Annotated in this window: 16 protein-coding genes; 11 read left to right on the top strand and 5 right to left on the bottom strand. The window is 38.0% G+C overall.

Features of this window, described 5'->3' with window-relative positions; all coding sequences use genetic code 11:
- Window positions 1-38: 38 nt before the first annotated feature.
- Together I5J82_RS10490 and I5J82_RS10485 are read right to left on the bottom strand one after the other, a co-directional pair.
- The gene (locus I5J82_RS10490) at window positions 39-299 is read right to left on the bottom strand and encodes a DUF2624 domain-containing protein (RefSeq protein WP_066396234.1); all 261 of its coding nucleotides are present in this window, start codon (window positions 297-299) and stop codon (window positions 39-41) included.
- A 101-nt stretch (window positions 300-400) separates the two neighbouring features.
- Window positions 401-1660, bottom strand: coding sequence for an NCS2 family permease (locus I5J82_RS10485; RefSeq protein ID WP_198767811.1), 1260 nt, complete (start codon window positions 1658-1660; stop codon window positions 401-403).
- Between the two features lie 291 nt (window positions 1661-1951).
- On the opposite strand from I5J82_RS10485, the gene I5J82_RS10480 reads away from it, so the two are divergent.
- From I5J82_RS10480 to I5J82_RS10440, 9 genes are all read left to right on the top strand, one after another.
- Window positions 1952-2701: a metal ABC transporter ATP-binding protein gene (locus I5J82_RS10480; RefSeq protein WP_198767810.1), complete on the top strand. Its 750-nt coding sequence runs from the start codon at window positions 1952-1954 to the stop codon at window positions 2699-2701.
- Window positions 2698-3570: a metal ABC transporter permease gene (locus tag I5J82_RS10475; RefSeq protein WP_198767809.1), complete on the top strand. Its 873-nt coding sequence runs from the start codon at window positions 2698-2700 to the stop codon at window positions 3568-3570. The genes I5J82_RS10480 and I5J82_RS10475 overlap by 4 nt, the downstream gene beginning before the upstream one ends.
- Window positions 3571-3583: 13 nt before the next feature.
- Window positions 3584-4504, top strand: a complete 921-nt coding sequence (locus I5J82_RS10470; RefSeq protein ID WP_198767808.1) for a metal ABC transporter substrate-binding protein — start codon at window positions 3584-3586, stop codon at window positions 4502-4504.
- Window positions 4505-4606: 102 nt separating this feature from the next.
- Complete coding sequence (locus I5J82_RS10465) at window positions 4607-5260, top strand: HAD family hydrolase (RefSeq protein WP_198767807.1); 654 nt, start codon at window positions 4607-4609, stop codon at window positions 5258-5260.
- 121 nt (window positions 5261-5381) lie between these two features.
- Window positions 5382-6158 carry a metal ABC transporter ATP-binding protein gene (locus tag I5J82_RS10460; protein ID WP_198767806.1) on the top strand — a complete coding sequence of 259 codons (777 nt, stop codon included), beginning with the start codon at window positions 5382-5384 and terminating at the stop codon, window positions 6156-6158.
- Between the two features lie 12 nt (window positions 6159-6170).
- Window positions 6171-7019 carry a metal ABC transporter permease gene (locus I5J82_RS10455; RefSeq protein WP_198767805.1) on the top strand — a complete coding sequence of 283 codons (849 nt, stop codon included), beginning with the start codon at window positions 6171-6173 and terminating at the stop codon, window positions 7017-7019.
- Window positions 7020-7027: 8 nt separating this feature from the next.
- On the top strand, window positions 7028-7441 hold the full coding sequence (locus I5J82_RS10450; protein WP_198768985.1) for a Fur family transcriptional regulator: 414 nt from the start codon (window positions 7028-7030) through the stop codon (window positions 7439-7441).
- Window positions 7442-7510: 69 nt separating this feature from the next.
- Window positions 7511-7723: a DUF1540 domain-containing protein gene (locus I5J82_RS10445; RefSeq protein ID WP_066396215.1), complete on the top strand. Its 213-nt coding sequence runs from the start codon at window positions 7511-7513 to the stop codon at window positions 7721-7723.
- Window positions 7724-7838: 115 nt separating this feature from the next.
- Window positions 7839-8222 carry a DUF4190 domain-containing protein gene (locus I5J82_RS10440; protein WP_198767804.1) on the top strand — a complete coding sequence of 128 codons (384 nt, stop codon included), beginning with the start codon at window positions 7839-7841 and terminating at the stop codon, window positions 8220-8222.
- Window positions 8223-8859: 637 nt separating this feature from the next.
- Here the strand turns inward: I5J82_RS10440 and ispG are convergent.
- Window positions 8860-9972, bottom strand: coding sequence for a flavodoxin-dependent (E)-4-hydroxy-3-methylbut-2-enyl-diphosphate synthase (gene ispG, locus I5J82_RS10435; protein ID WP_198767803.1), 1113 nt, complete (start codon window positions 9970-9972; stop codon window positions 8860-8862).
- Window positions 9973-10073: 101 nt separating this feature from the next.
- Window positions 10074-10397, bottom strand: coding sequence for a LysM peptidoglycan-binding domain-containing protein (locus I5J82_RS10430; RefSeq protein WP_198767802.1), 324 nt, complete (start codon window positions 10395-10397; stop codon window positions 10074-10076).
- Between the two features lie 169 nt (window positions 10398-10566).
- Here I5J82_RS10430 and I5J82_RS10425 point away from each other — a divergent pair, with 169 nt between their 5' ends.
- Window positions 10567-11442 (top strand): DUF1002 domain-containing protein, encoded by an 876-nt coding sequence (locus I5J82_RS10425; protein ID WP_198767801.1) that lies wholly within the window; start codon window positions 10567-10569, stop codon window positions 11440-11442.
- 27 nt (window positions 11443-11469) lie between these two features.
- Here I5J82_RS10425 and I5J82_RS10420 read toward each other — a convergent pair whose 3' ends face one another.
- Window positions 11470-12009: a DUF1189 family protein gene (locus I5J82_RS10420; RefSeq protein WP_198767800.1), complete on the bottom strand. Its 540-nt coding sequence runs from the start codon at window positions 12007-12009 to the stop codon at window positions 11470-11472.
- A gap of 175 nt (window positions 12010-12184) precedes the next feature.
- Here I5J82_RS10420 and I5J82_RS10415 point away from each other — a divergent pair, with 175 nt between their 5' ends.
- Entirely contained in the window at window positions 12185-13789 is a 1605-nt protein-coding gene (locus tag I5J82_RS10415; protein WP_198768984.1) for a Na/Pi cotransporter family protein, read from the top strand.
- The last annotated feature ends 20 nt before the right edge of the window (window positions 13790-13809 follow it).

Genomic DNA, 13809 nt, shown 5'->3' with positions numbered 1-13809 from the left:
AAGACAAAAAAGCCACACATCTGTGCGGCTTTTTTGTTTTACCTATCAATGTACGTTTGAATTAAGTATTGGATATAGTTCGCTTTTTCAGGGCTAACTTCTTTTGCGATGGTAGCAATGATCATCTTGCGCTGTGATAGATTCTTAATATCAATCGTCTGCCTTCGCAATATGTTTACGATCTGTACCGCTTCTTTTTGTGAAATGGGAAGCTGATATTGCGCGGCTAGTGAGATCAGTTCATTCGGACTGATCGAATTAAGTTTTTGATTTACAAAATGAACAATGATTGGATTCATTTAGAAACCCCCTCCCGACTTTCTCATTGTATGAGGAAGAAGGAAAGAAAGTGCTAAAAAAAGACTTCGGAATATTGTCCAAAGTCTTTTTGTTTATATTTTTATACGATTGTATGAAGAATAAAATTCATAAAGAATAAAAAGGCGATTACATACATCGGTGCTGTAACCTGTTTCTTTTGTCCCGACATCCATTTAACAAGCGGATATGCGATAAATCCAAATGCAAGGCCATCTACGATGCTGTACGTTAATGGAATCAGCGCAATGATAAGAAATGATGGAAACATTTCTGTAAAATCAGCAAAAGGAATATGCTGAATCTGCTGAACCATCAGACCGCCAATGATAATCAAGATAGGAGCGATAGCCCCATCAGGAATATAGGCTATAAAAGGTGCTGCAAACATGGATAAAAAGAACAATACAGCAACTGTAATACTTGTAATTCCCGTTCTGCCGCCTTCTTGTATTCCAGATGCACTCTCTACCGTGGAGATCGTAGGACTAGTTCCGAATAAACCAGAAACGATAGATGAAGCTGCATTCGCTTGAAATGCCTTTGGAAACTTCTCTTGATCAGGTAACAGGCCGTATAACAATCCCATGTTCTCAAATGTGATAATCATGGTTAATGAGAACGTTGCAATCCAAAAGGAAAGCTCTGTTATCCCTGAAAAATCAAAGGCAAAAAACAATTCTCCAAACGGCTTAAAAGAAAATCCATCAGACATTCCTTTAACTTCTTGTGTATGACCCATAAAGAATCCGATAAGAGTTGTCAAAGCAATCCCGATTAAAAAACTTCCTTTTACGTTTTTTAGAAACAGAGCCAGTGTTACCGATAGACCTATTACCGTTAGGATAGCGTCAGGACGATCTAAATGGCCTAACTTTACAAAGGTTGCGGAGCTCGCTTCTATGATTCCGCCTTTTTGTAGTCCAATAAACGTTAAGAACAAGCCGATTCCTACTGTTATGCTATGTTTCAATGATTGTGGAATACTTTTTGAAAGAATGTCCTTTAAAGGTGTTGAAGCTGCGATTAAAAAGAATATCCCAGACATCACCACAGCAGCAAGAGCTTCTTGCCAGCTTAAATTCATACCTTGCACGATAGTATACGTGAAAAACGCGTTTACCCCCATGCCCGGCGTTAATACGATCGGAGCCTTTGCATACAGCCCCATGATCAGACAACCAACTACAGAAGTAAGGATCGTAGCGAGAACTACCCCCTCATACGGCATCCCAGCATCTGCTAATATTAGTGGATTAACGACAATAATATAAGCGATGGTGAAAAATGAGGTGATCCCTGCAAGTACTTCTTTCTTTAGTGAAACTTGATTTTGTTCCATTTTTTCCTTCCTTAAATCTTAAAAACATCCCTCTCCCACCCAGCAGTTTCCTGCCAGAGTTGATTATATAGCAAATGTAGAAATATGGCTAGAGAAAATCGTTTACAATCTTGTGTCCACACTATATAATTTGACTTAAGTAAAAAAGTTGCCTAAAGGAAACATTTTCTTCTTCAAAAAATATTCACTTTCCTTCTTTTCGTTTCATACAATTGTGAAGGGATTATTTTTTTAATTTAAAGTTGCGCTTGGGCAAAAAAAGTTACTGAACGAAAAAGGAGGTCTTTTTCAATGGATGAAGCATTAAAGATTGATCATCTATATGTGTCTTACTTAGGAAACCAAGTAGTAAAGGATATATCTTTCTCAGTGAATAAAGGGAGTTTAGTGGGAATAATCGGACCAAACGGTGCTGGTAAATCCACTATGATGAAAGCTGCTTTAAATTTAATACCGAAAGACAAAGGTGATGTAGAGGTATTTGGAGAGTCTCTAAAAAAATGGAGAAAAAAAATAGCATATGTTCCGCAGCGATCAGATATCGATTGGGATTTTCCGATCACAGTATTTGATGTCGTACTGCTTGGAACGTATCCAAAACTGGGATTGTTTAAGCGTCCTACAAAAAGTGATAGAGAGTGGGCTTTTGAATGTTTGAAAACGGTAGGTATGGAAACGTTCAGTAATCGACAGATCGGTGAACTCTCAGGTGGGCAACAGCAAAGGGTATTCCTTGCTCGAGCATTGGCTCAAAAAGCTGAGTTATTCTTTCTCGATGAACCATTCGTCGGAATTGATGTCGCAAGCGAAGAGACGATTATTCATATTTTGAGAGATCTGAAAAAAGAGGGGAAAACCATTCTGGTCGTACACCATGATTTAAGTAAAGCTGAATCCTATTTCGATCACTTGCTGCTATTGAATAAAAATATGATTCATTATGGTGCGTCTGAAGAAGTTCTTCAGCCAGAGGTGATTACAAAAGCTTACGCTAATCAGTTTTCATTTCTTCAGCCTAAAGGAGTGAATGTGACATCATGAGTATTTTTGAATTCTTTCAAGCGTTATTTCAATATGAATTTTTACAGAAAGCATTGTTTACTTCTGTAATTGTAGGGATTATCTGTGGAATCGTAGGATGCTTTATCATCTTAAGAGGCATGGCGTTAATGGGGGATGCCATCTCTCATGCTGTGTTGCCTGGTGTTGCGATCAGCTATATGTTAGGGATTAACTTTTTCTTTGGAGCTGTTATAACTGGGGTTCTTACTGCGATCGGAATTGGATATGTGAGCCAAAACAGCAGGATTAAACATGATATGGCTATAGGTATCATGTTTACGAGTATGTTTGCTGTAGGGATTGTCATTATAACTATGATGAAAAGCTCTGCCGATCTGTATCATATTCTTTTTGGTAACGTTCTTGCAGTTCGAATGAGTGACATGTGGATCACACTTGGAATCGGTGTACTGGTAATTGGGTTAGTTGTTCTATTTTACAAAGAGCTTCTCGTTTCAACCTTCGATCCAACGATGGCACAAAGCTATGGATTGCCTAACAAATGGATTCATTATTGTTTGATGGCAGTATTAACAATGGTCACAGTTGCATCGCTGCAAACGGTAGGAATTGTTTTAGTAGTTGCGATGCTGATTACACCGGCAGCAACCGCTTATCTATTAACCAACCGATTGTCTGTCATGATCTATCTGTCTGCATTAATCGGTGTTATTTCTTCCGTGTTTGGCTTGTATTTCAGCTTTACGTATAACTTGGCATCAGGTGCAACGATCGTATTAGTTTCAGCTTTTCTGTTTGCTCTCGCGTTCTTCTTTTCCCCATCACAAGGAATCGTTTGGAAAGCGTACAAATCTAGAAAAAACAGACTAGAGCTGTTGGAGAAATAAGGAGGAGGATTATATGTTTAAAAGAATTACAAAGCTCGTTTTAGCAGGATCATTATTAGCAGCTGCAGCTGGATGCAGTGCTGGTGGAAATGATTCAGAAAAGGTAGAAGTCGTAGCTACTTATTCTATCATCTATGACTTAGTTAAGAATGTAGGCGGAGACAAGGTAGAAGTTCATAGCTTAGCACCTATTGGTTCGAATCCTCATGAATATGATCCGCTTCCAGAAGATGTTTTAAAAACAACAGATGCAGATGCAGTTTTCTATAATGGTTTAAATCTTGAAGAAGGAAATTCATGGTTTGACAAATTGATGAAAACAGCTGATAAAGATGGTAAAGATGCACCTGTTTACCGTGTAAGTGAAGGGGTAGATGCGATCCACCTGGAATCTAAAGGTCTTGAAAAACAATATGATCCACATGCATGGCTGAATATTGAGAATGGGATCAAGTATGTTGAAAACATCCGAGATGCATTGATAAAAGAAGATCCAGAAAACAAAGAGTACTATAAAAAGAACGCTGAAAAATATATTGGTGAACTAAAAGCTCTTCACGACAAAACGATCGCAGAATTAAGCAAGATCCCTAAAGAGAAACGCGTACTTACAACAAGTGAAGGAGCGTTCAAATATTTTGGAGAAGCCTACAACATGGAAACGGCTTATGTTTGGGAGATTAATTCAGATAATCAAGGATCACCACAGCAGATTAAAAGCTTAGTCGATTTCCTCAAAGAAAGAAACGTTCCAGCTCTGTTCGTTGAAACAAGTGTCGACGCTAGAAGTATGGAAACAGTATCTAAGGAAACAGGTATTCCTATTAAAGGAAAAGTGTTTACCGATTCTCTAGGTAAGCCTGGTAAAGATGGAGACACTTATAAAAAAATGATGGAATGGAACACAGAAACGATTATTGAGGGATTAAAATAAGAATTATAAAAAGAAGCTGAAAATGTTCAGCTTCTTTTTGTTTTTACTAAACAATGCTTTATAATACGTAGAGTGAAGTTTACATTAAAGGTGGAAAAAAGTATGAATATAAAAGCAGTCTGTTTTGATATGGATGGTGTGATTGTTGATACGATGCGTCACCATGTTGAAGCATGGCGGCATGCATTTAATATAAATGGCTTTGATCATGAAGAACTCGTCTTTTACTTAAGAGAAGGAATGCCAGGAAAAAAGACAATCGTAGATGTTTTTAATCATTCTAATGTCGAAGTTAATGAAGAGTTGGTCAACAGTATATATGTTCAAAAAAGAGATTATTTTAAGGAACATGCACAATATGAATTTATAGAAGAAACCGTATCTACACTTATAGCCTTAAGAGATGAGCACATTCCTATTGCAGTCGTTACAGGCAGTAGAAAAGAATTTGTTTCTGAAGTTTTAAGTAAACTGCCTGTTACTTTTGATATAATTGTTACGGGAGACGATGTGAAAGAAGGAAAACCATCGCCTGAACCTTATCTATTAGCTATGGATCGACATTCCTTTAATCCATCAGAGTGGTTAGTTATTGAAAACGCCCCACTTGGTATCCAATCTGCTAAAAGAGCAGGCGCTTATTGCTTAGCTCTTGAAACGACTCTTGATAGTAAGTACTTAAAAGAAGCAGATGTAATTATCTCACCAAAAGATTTACATCGCCATGTAAAGAACCTCATAAAAGGTTTGAAATAAAACCAATATAGCATGCTCACGGAGCATGTTGTTTTACTTTGTTCATAATTCGTGTATACTATGAGACAGTTTAAATCGTACTCATTACTACTTATTTTCATTTTTCTCACGGAGGTTAATCATGAATAACAATATAGAATCGATAGCCATTCGTGTAGATGATTTATCGTTTCATTATGGCGATAAAAATGTTCTCCAGCATGTAACGATGGAGATTAAGAAAGGATCTTTTCTTGGACTAGTTGGTCCGAACGGTTCAGGTAAATCTACACTAATTAAATGTATATTAGGTCTCCAAAAGCCTCAAGAAGGAAACGTTTATCTTTTTGGGGAAAAAGTAAATAAATTTAATGATTGGGACAAGGTAGGCTATGTTTCACAAAAAGCGAATAGCTTTAACACGGCCTTTCCTGCAACAGCGTTTGAAGTTGTATCAATGGGGCTTTTCGGTAAAGTGGGATTGTTTAGATTCTTAAAAGCTTCAGATAAGAACAAAGTATGGGAAGCGTTAAGATCAGTGAAAATGGATCAGTATGCTCACCAGAACATAGGAGAGTTATCTGGAGGGCAGCAACAAAGAATCTTTATTGCTCGAGCTCTAGTTAGTGATCCTGAACTATTAATATTAGATGAGCCTACTGTTGGAGTCGACACTGAATCGTCAGACTCTTTTTATAAGATGCTTAAAGAACTTCATCGTGAGAATAACATGACTCTTGTTTTAGTGACTCATGATGTGGGTGTGATGACGAATTATGTAACAGATGTCGCTTGTTTGAATAAACAGATTCATTTTCATGGAAATACGAGAGAGTTTGAAGAAAGTTCTTCTGAAAATATGTCTGCTTTTTATGGTCATCATGTTCATGTGCTTCACCATGATCATGGTCACGAGTAAGGGGAGGAACACATGTTACCGTTTTTAAAATATGAATTTTTACAAAATGCCTTCTTAACAGGAATTATGGTCGGCTTGCTTGCTCCTGTATTAGGGGTTTTTATTGTGGTAAGACGGCAAGCGTTAATTGCTGATGCTTTGTCTCATATCACATTAGCGGGAATTGCCGCTAATCTGCTTTTGGGAAAATGGTCTCCCTTCTTTGCTGCCGCTAATCCTATCTACATGGGGATGGCTTTCTCGGTGGGTGGAGCTATATTTATTGAACAGCTAAGAAAAGTGTACAAGCACTATGAGGAGCTTGCTATACCTATTATTATGTCGGCGGGAATAGGTCTTAGTGTTATCTTTATCTCAATGGCAGACGGTTTCAACACCGATCTGTTCAACTATCTATTCGGAAGTATCATTGCTGTTAAGCGTTCGGATGTTTGGACCGTATTTGCCATTCTTATTGTCGTTCTTTTATTTGTATTTTTTATGTACAAAGAATTATTTGTCTTATCTTTCGACGAAGAGCAAGGAAAGCTTTCTGGAATTCGAAGCAACTGGATCTTGGTCGCTTTTATGGCAATTACCGCTTTAGTTATTGCTGCATCTATGAAGATCGTAGGCATTCTGTTAGTATCAGCACTCATGACGTTACCTGTTGCTGCAAGTATAAGAATCGCAAAAGGGTTTAAACAGGCCATTTGGCTCTCCGTTCTTTTTGGTGAGATCGCTGTAATCGCAGGTATGTTTCTGTCTTACTACCTTGATCTAGCATCAGGTGGAACGATCGTATTGTGCTTGGTTGTCATATTATGCTTAAGTATCTTTTATAAAAAATTTACAGGTTCCAGAAAGGTGGGTCACTTGTGAAATTTGCGATGACGATCGAACAGGCAATGGAACTTCTTAGGGAAAAGGGCTATAAGTATACGGAAAAAAGAAAAGATCTTCTTTCCTTATTTGCTCGTGAAAAGAGATATCTTACAGCTAGAGAAGTTCAGGAAGCACTCAAAGATAAGTATCCTGGGCTTAGTTTTGATACGATCTATCGAAATTTAACCACATTCGTTGAATTAGAATTGCTCGAAGAAACAGAGTGGGAAGGCGAGAAAAAGTTTCGGTTTACGTGTTCACATAATGAACATCATCATCACTTAATCTGTCTTACATGTGGGAGTACTAAGTCTATTCATACGTGCCCAATGGAAGTGTTGGATAGTGAATTGAACGGTTTTGACGTGACGGGTCATAAATTTGAGATCTATGGTTACTGTGAAACGTGCAAAAATTAAACTTTTTATAACGAATGAAGTATGTATCTCCTTTTATTTAGCCAAGCTAAGGTGAAAGGAGGTTTTTTTATGCCTGAAGTTAAATGTAATGTATCGAATTGTACGTACTGGGGAGAAGGCAACAACTGTGTAGCTGATGCCATTCTTGTAGAGATCGACAAGCATGCCAATATGTCTGTTGACATGAGTGCAGATGGGAGCCTCCATGGTGATGCGGCTCATAAAGATGCTGCTCACGATACAGCTGAAACATGTTGTCATACGTTTAGAGCTAAACATTAAACGAAGAGGCCGTAAACGGGCCTCTTTTTCAATGCCCATAAACTAACATCTATGAAAAAGTCACTTTAATGCCATAATAAGAACGCTCCTTAACACGATAAGAGGGGGAATCATCATGGCATACGAAAGAGATGACCGTACAATTAATAATAACGAAGCGGTATTTCGTGAAGAGATGGCCGCGGAAGCTGTACCGGTTCCTGTAAGAAGTGATATGACGTTACCTGAGAACGAAAGACCTCGTTATTCAGAGCGGGACGGCGATCACAGACATGAACACAAAGATTCACGGGAAAGAGCAGGAGGTAAAGCGACTGGAATCATCGCAATCATCCTTTCTGTTTTATCTTTGTTCATACTTCCTGTGTTGTTTGGGGCAGCAGGTATTGTTGTCGGATTCATTGCCAGAAGACAAGGTGCACATTCGCTAGGAAATTGGGCGATCGGAATTGGTGTCGTATCGATTATCATTTCGTTATTTTTTGCACCATTCTTTTAAAGGAAAAAGGAGCAAAGGAGAAGCTAACCGCTTCTTCTTTTTTATGGGATAAGGATGTTTTTGAATACATTGCTGTTTTTGAAAGGCTGTTTTAGTAGGCTTTGTAGCTTGTGGAAGTAATTGATTTCCGTTTCAGGTACTCGCTTTCCGCGGGGCAGGCAGTGAGCCACATTTGGACGTTTCACTTTTAAGTGTCTCACCTGCCCACCTGTCCCGCAGGAGTCTCGCACCTTGCACTCCAATCAACCCATCTTCGAAGAAAAGAAAAGGCCCTTTTCTGTAAGATTGTTGTTCTTAGGACGTTTTCATTTCTTCCTCTAGCAAGTTGATTGTAGCGTAAGGTTGCCTGCCTGCCACATGAGGAGCTTCTCGCAAGGCATGCGACGAGGAAGTTCACTTCTTTAGCATAGATTTGTAGACGCAGGAGCAGAGAGACAACCTTGGAGCGGGCTGGTGGAGACTCCTAATGGCGCAAAGCGGCAGGAGGCTCATCGTTCGCCCCATGAAAAGCGTGCAACCTGGAGCGGAAATCAACTACTTTCAGGAAACACCAATGTATACGAAAACAGTTTTTTGAAAAAGCAAAGATCGATTATAGCAATAGAAAAAAGCTCCCAAAGATGGGAGCTTTTCGAATTTATACTTGCTGAGCCGCAGCTTCAGCTTTTAATTTTTCTTCATGTGCTTTTGCTAAAATGTCTACTTCTTTTTTAAGTTCATCTAATAGTTGATCTTCTGGAATCTTCCTTATGATTTCTCCGTGACGGAATAACAATCCTTCACCACGGGCACCAGCTATCCCGATATCCGCCTCACGTGCCTCTCCAGGTCCGTTTACGGCACATCCGAGTACAGCGACTTTGATCGGTGCGCGCACGTTTGAAATATACTCTTCAACTTCATTTGCGATTGAAATCAGGTCGATCTCAATTCGTCCGCAAGTTGGGCAAGAAATCAATGTGGCAGCATCGGAAAGAAGTCCGAATGATTTCAATAATTCTCGTGCAACCTTAACTTCTTCAACAGGGTCTGCACTTAGCGAGATGCGAACGGTGTTTCCTATCCCTTTATGAAGGATAGCACCTAGTCCAGCAGCACTTTTAACGGTACCTGCAAATAGTGTACCTGATTCTGTGATGCCTAGGTGTAAAGGATAATCAAAGGCTTTTGCAGCTTTTTCATAAGCTTCAATAGCAAGGTTAACATCAGAAGCTTTCATGGAAACGATAATATCATGAAAATCAAGATCTTCTAGAATTTTGATATGATGCAGAGCACTCTCGACCATACCATCTGCAGTAGGGTATCCATACTTTTCTAGATATTTTTTTTCCAGAGAGCCAGCGTTAACACCGATTCGGATTGGAATCCCTTTTGCTTTTGCAGCTTTTACTACTGCTTCAACCTTTTCACGGCGGCCGATGTTACCAGGGTTGATCCTAATCTTGTCTGCTCCACCTTCGATGGCTTTCAGCGCAAGCTTATAATCAAAATGAATGTCTACAACTAGTGGGATATTAATTCTCTTTTTTATGTCTGCGATCGCTTCTGCAGCACGCATATCAGGACATGCAACACGTACTACTTGGCAGCCCGCTTCTTCCAAACGTAAGATTTCAGCTACTGTAGCCTCAACATCGTGTGTCTTTGTTGTTGTCATACTCTGCACAATAACCTGATTAGTACCACCTATTGTTAAGTTTCCTACTTTTACAGGTCTTGTTTTAGAACGGTGGGTGATTTCACTCATTGGTGAATCGCTCCTTTTTTCAAATTGACAGTATTATTCTGTCCTATCATCAGTTCATTTTAGCAGGGAACATTTTGTTTTGACAAGTAATGTTATCTCATTTACTTAGGATATAAAGGGAATTTGTAAGATTTACCTAATTGTATATTCTCTGGATTCACTCCAGGGTTCAATGATTTGAAATCCTTTATCATAGATACAATAGAATAATTTTTATTTGAATTAAGTTCTTCTACAACAGAAATTAACGTGTCTCCAGGTGTTACTTCATATGTTTTAAAATTTTGTTTGTTCTTATCTTGTTTCTTTTCCGTATGTATTTCTGCGTTGGCAGGACTCGACTGAGGGAGTGTCCCAATTTTTAAATCATAAGCTACCACATACAAAATAAGCATGATTACACAAACTCTTATGAATCGTTTCATAAATTCCCTCTCCTTTCGCATATGTTACTATATGCTTGTCCATTTTCTTTATGACAAGTTTAAAGTGACTTCACTTCTATGCTTGGTGTAAAATGGAAAGGCAGGAAGGACAGAAAAAAATAACTTTCTGCGTATCTTTGTAGTTGTACCGATTGGAGAGGTGAAAGTTATGAAAAAAATAAAAGTACTTGCTCTGCTATCCATAATGGCTGGAGCGCTATTTATTGCTCCTTTAACAATGTATGCTGATGCTGCACCTGGCGACATTATCGTTACGTTAGGTGAGAACTTAACAGAAGAACAAAAAAGCGAACTATTAAAAGAAATGGACGTTCCTGCTGATGTAGAATCTGTAGTTGTTACAAACGAAGAGGAACATCAATATTTAGGTAACTATATTTCAAAAGCGCAAATCGGATCAAAAGCGATCTCGTCGACAAAGATTACAATTGGCGATAAAGACCAAGGGTTGTCTGTCAAGACCAACAATATTAATTGGGTAACAGAAGAAATGTATATGAATGCTTTAACGACTGCCGGTGTAACTGATGCTGAGATCTATGTCACAGCACCATTTGAAGTTTCAGGGACAGCAGCATTAACGGGTATTATAAAAGCGTACGAGTCTACAGCACAGATTGAAATTCCAGAAGCTCAAAAACAAGTGGCAAATGAAGAGATGGTAAAGACTGCAGAACTTGGTGAGAGAATCGGAACAAAAGAAGCCACTGAGCTGATGACACGTGTTAAAGAAGAAATCGCGAAAAATCCGGTACAAACAGAAGAAGATCTACGAGCTTTGATTGAAAAAGTAGCTAAAGACATGGGGATCGAACTAACACAAGAAGAACTAAACGGGCTGCTTGCTTTGTTCAATAAGATGAAAGATTTAAATATCGATTGGGATCAAGTTCAAAATGGCTTAAAGGACATCAGTGATAATCTTGGTAATTTCTTAAATGATGAGGAAACTCAATCTTTTTTCCAAAAGATTATCGATTTCTTTATGGCCATCATTGATGCGATTAGATCACTCTTTAAGTAAACATAAAAAATAAGCGGCCAAAGCCGCTTATTTTTTTTGAGGAGTTTTTGTAATTGCTAAGACGCTGACTAGAAACGCAACGATCCAGAACCAAAAGAACGAGTTAGGGATATGCAGATTAATCATAAATAAGATCGTTAGGACAACAGATGGGAATGTGATGCTATAGCATGATAAAACCCAAAGGTGCCTATAAGAGATTCGTTTACCTAGAATCTTTGTAATCAGATTTAATATACCTGCTAAAAGTGAAGCTCCACTAAAGAGAATGCCAGAGAACAGCACATACATCACTATGTAAATGACGGCAATTATGATAGGGAATATCCCATCTAGTGTAGAAGCGAAATTTTGCATTTGATCAGGATTCAATCCAAAACTTTCAAAATTTCTCATAGAATCATTTTCTGATACAAGGTTATATAAAAATAATACGAAAACTGGTAACATGCATAGAAGGGTTAACATTAGAACGTACAGAATAGTACTGCCTACACCTAAATATCGAAAACGGGCGATAGATTGAACAGAATATAAACTTTTTATTAAACGATTATGTAATCTCATATACAAACTCCTTATAATATTGGCATAACTAGTGTACATGAAGCCTAAATAATCGACAATAAAAGAAATTGTACTTTTTTACAATTTTATTTACATCTTGTTTGTGAATAGAGATAATGTAACAGATTTACATAGATGGTTTTAAGGAGAGATGTAATCATTGGATTTTCAAGAAATGCTATTTAAGTTCATAGGAGGATTGGGGATCTTCTTATTTGGTATTAAGTATATGGGAGATGGCCTTCAAAATTCTGCTGGAGACCGTTTAAGAGAAATACTTGATCGTTTAACAACCAATCCGTTTATGGGTGTTTTAGCCGGAATATTTGTAACGGTTTTGATTCAGAGTAGCTCGGGGACAACTGTTCTAACTGTCGGGCTCGTAAATGCTGGATTCTTAACGCTAAGACAAGCAATTGGAATTATTATGGGAGCTAACATCGGAACTACCGTGACTTCATTCATAATAGGTATTGATATTGGAGAATATGCTTTTCCGATCATTGCTGTTGGATCTGTTCTTATCTTCTTTATTAAAAATCCGAAGTGGAATTATGTAGGGCAGATCATATTTGGATTCGGTTCATTATTCCTAGGATTAAGACTTATGGGTGAAGGAATGCAGCCGTTAAGCAATTCGGGAGCATTTGAAGAGCTAATGTTAACAATGGGTGATAACCCGATCCTCGGTGTAGTGTTTGGTACCTTGTTTACCCTAATTATTCAATCTTCAAGTGCAACGATCGGCATTCTCCAAGAATTGTATTCTCAAAATTTAATTAGTTTGAATGCAGCCCTACCAGTCTTATTCGGAGACAATATTGGTACCACAATTACTGCTATTTTAGCGGCTATAGGAACCACTGTTGCCGCTCGACGTGCAGCATTAACGCACGTTATCTTTAATGTTTTGGGTACAATAATATTTATGATTCTATTAGTTCCGTTTCAAACCTATATTGAATTTTTGGCTGGGAAGCTTAAGTTAGAACCAGCTATGCAAATTGCATTTGCACACGGAACATTTAACATAACGAACGTGTTCATTCAATTTTGGTTTATAGGTGCTTTAGCTCTTTTGGTGACAAAATTAATAAAGGGTGAAGATAATTTTATTGAATTCAAGGCAAAGCATTTGGATGAGATTGTCTTAGCTACGTCACCAACTCTTGCTATACAACAAGCCAAGAAAGAAATCATCCGTATGGCAAGTTATTCACAAGAAGGCTTGAATCAAGCCGTACATTATTTAAACCAAATGGATAAAAAGACATCTGCAAGAGCTCTACAATACGAGGAAGCTATAAATAATCTTGATCGTCAGATTACTTCTTATCTTGTAAAACTATCTGCCCATCCGTTAACTCCACAAGAATCCAACGAACATTCAATGCTGCTAGATACAACTCGTGATATTGAAAGAATTGGAGACCACATGGAGAATATAATTGAACTAGTAGATTATTTGATAAGAAATAATGTACGTTTAACAGATACCGCAAAACAAGATCTTAATGCAATGTTCGAATTAACCCTCTCAACAGTAGATAAATCTGTAAAGGCATTAGAAGTGGAAAACATTGAACTAGCCAAAGAAGTACTTGGATTGGAAGACAAAATTGATAAAATGGAACGAACTCTTCGAAAACAACACATTATGCGTATGAACGAGGGACAATGCGAAGGTAATGCGGGTATTGTGTTCGTAGATATTGTCAGTAACCTTGAAAGAATAGGGGATCATGCTGTAAACATTGCAGAAGCTGTATTAGAGAAGTAAAATGAATCAAGAGGCTATTT

Origin of the sequence: Fictibacillus halophilus (genome assembly GCF_016401385.1) — a bacterium.
GTDB lineage: Bacteria > Bacillota > Bacilli > Bacillales > Fictibacillaceae > Fictibacillus > Fictibacillus halophilus.
This window is presented reverse-complemented; position numbering and strand designations above follow the sequence as displayed.

What these genes read in the sequence shown, in the direction of transcription:
- I5J82_RS10490 (WP_066396234.1), bottom strand. Translation starts at nt 299, where the DNA reads ATGAATCCAATCATTGTTCATTTTGTAAATCAAAAACTTAATTCGATC.
- I5J82_RS10485 (WP_198767811.1), bottom strand. Translation starts at nt 1,660, where the DNA reads ATGGAACAAAATCAAGTTTCACTAAAGAAAGAAGTACTTGCAGGGATC.
- I5J82_RS10480 (WP_198767810.1), top strand. Translation starts at nt 1,952, where the DNA reads ATGGATGAAGCATTAAAGATTGATCATCTATATGTGTCTTACTTAGGA.
- I5J82_RS10475 (WP_198767809.1), top strand. Translation starts at nt 2,698, where the DNA reads ATGAGTATTTTTGAATTCTTTCAAGCGTTATTTCAATATGAATTTTTA.
- I5J82_RS10470 (WP_198767808.1), top strand. Translation starts at nt 3,584, where the DNA reads ATGTTTAAAAGAATTACAAAGCTCGTTTTAGCAGGATCATTATTAGCA.
- I5J82_RS10465 (WP_198767807.1), top strand. Translation starts at nt 4,607, where the DNA reads ATGAATATAAAAGCAGTCTGTTTTGATATGGATGGTGTGATTGTTGAT.
- I5J82_RS10460 (WP_198767806.1), top strand. Translation starts at nt 5,382, where the DNA reads ATGAATAACAATATAGAATCGATAGCCATTCGTGTAGATGATTTATCG.
- I5J82_RS10455 (WP_198767805.1), top strand. Translation starts at nt 6,171, where the DNA reads ATGTTACCGTTTTTAAAATATGAATTTTTACAAAATGCCTTCTTAACA.
- I5J82_RS10450 (WP_198768985.1), top strand. Translation starts at nt 7,028, where the DNA reads ATGACGATCGAACAGGCAATGGAACTTCTTAGGGAAAAGGGCTATAAG.
- I5J82_RS10445 (WP_066396215.1), top strand. Translation starts at nt 7,511, where the DNA reads ATGCCTGAAGTTAAATGTAATGTATCGAATTGTACGTACTGGGGAGAA.
- I5J82_RS10440 (WP_198767804.1), top strand. Translation starts at nt 7,839, where the DNA reads ATGGCATACGAAAGAGATGACCGTACAATTAATAATAACGAAGCGGTA.
- ispG (WP_198767803.1), bottom strand. Translation starts at nt 9,972, where the DNA reads ATGAGTGAAATCACCCACCGTTCTAAAACAAGACCTGTAAAAGTAGGA.
- I5J82_RS10430 (WP_198767802.1), bottom strand. Translation starts at nt 10,397, where the DNA reads ATGAAACGATTCATAAGAGTTTGTGTAATCATGCTTATTTTGTATGTG.
- I5J82_RS10425 (WP_198767801.1), top strand. Translation starts at nt 10,567, where the DNA reads ATGAAAAAAATAAAAGTACTTGCTCTGCTATCCATAATGGCTGGAGCG.
- I5J82_RS10420 (WP_198767800.1), bottom strand. Translation starts at nt 12,009, where the DNA reads ATGAGATTACATAATCGTTTAATAAAAAGTTTATATTCTGTTCAATCT.
- I5J82_RS10415 (WP_198768984.1), top strand. Translation starts at nt 12,185, where the DNA reads ATGCTATTTAAGTTCATAGGAGGATTGGGGATCTTCTTATTTGGTATT.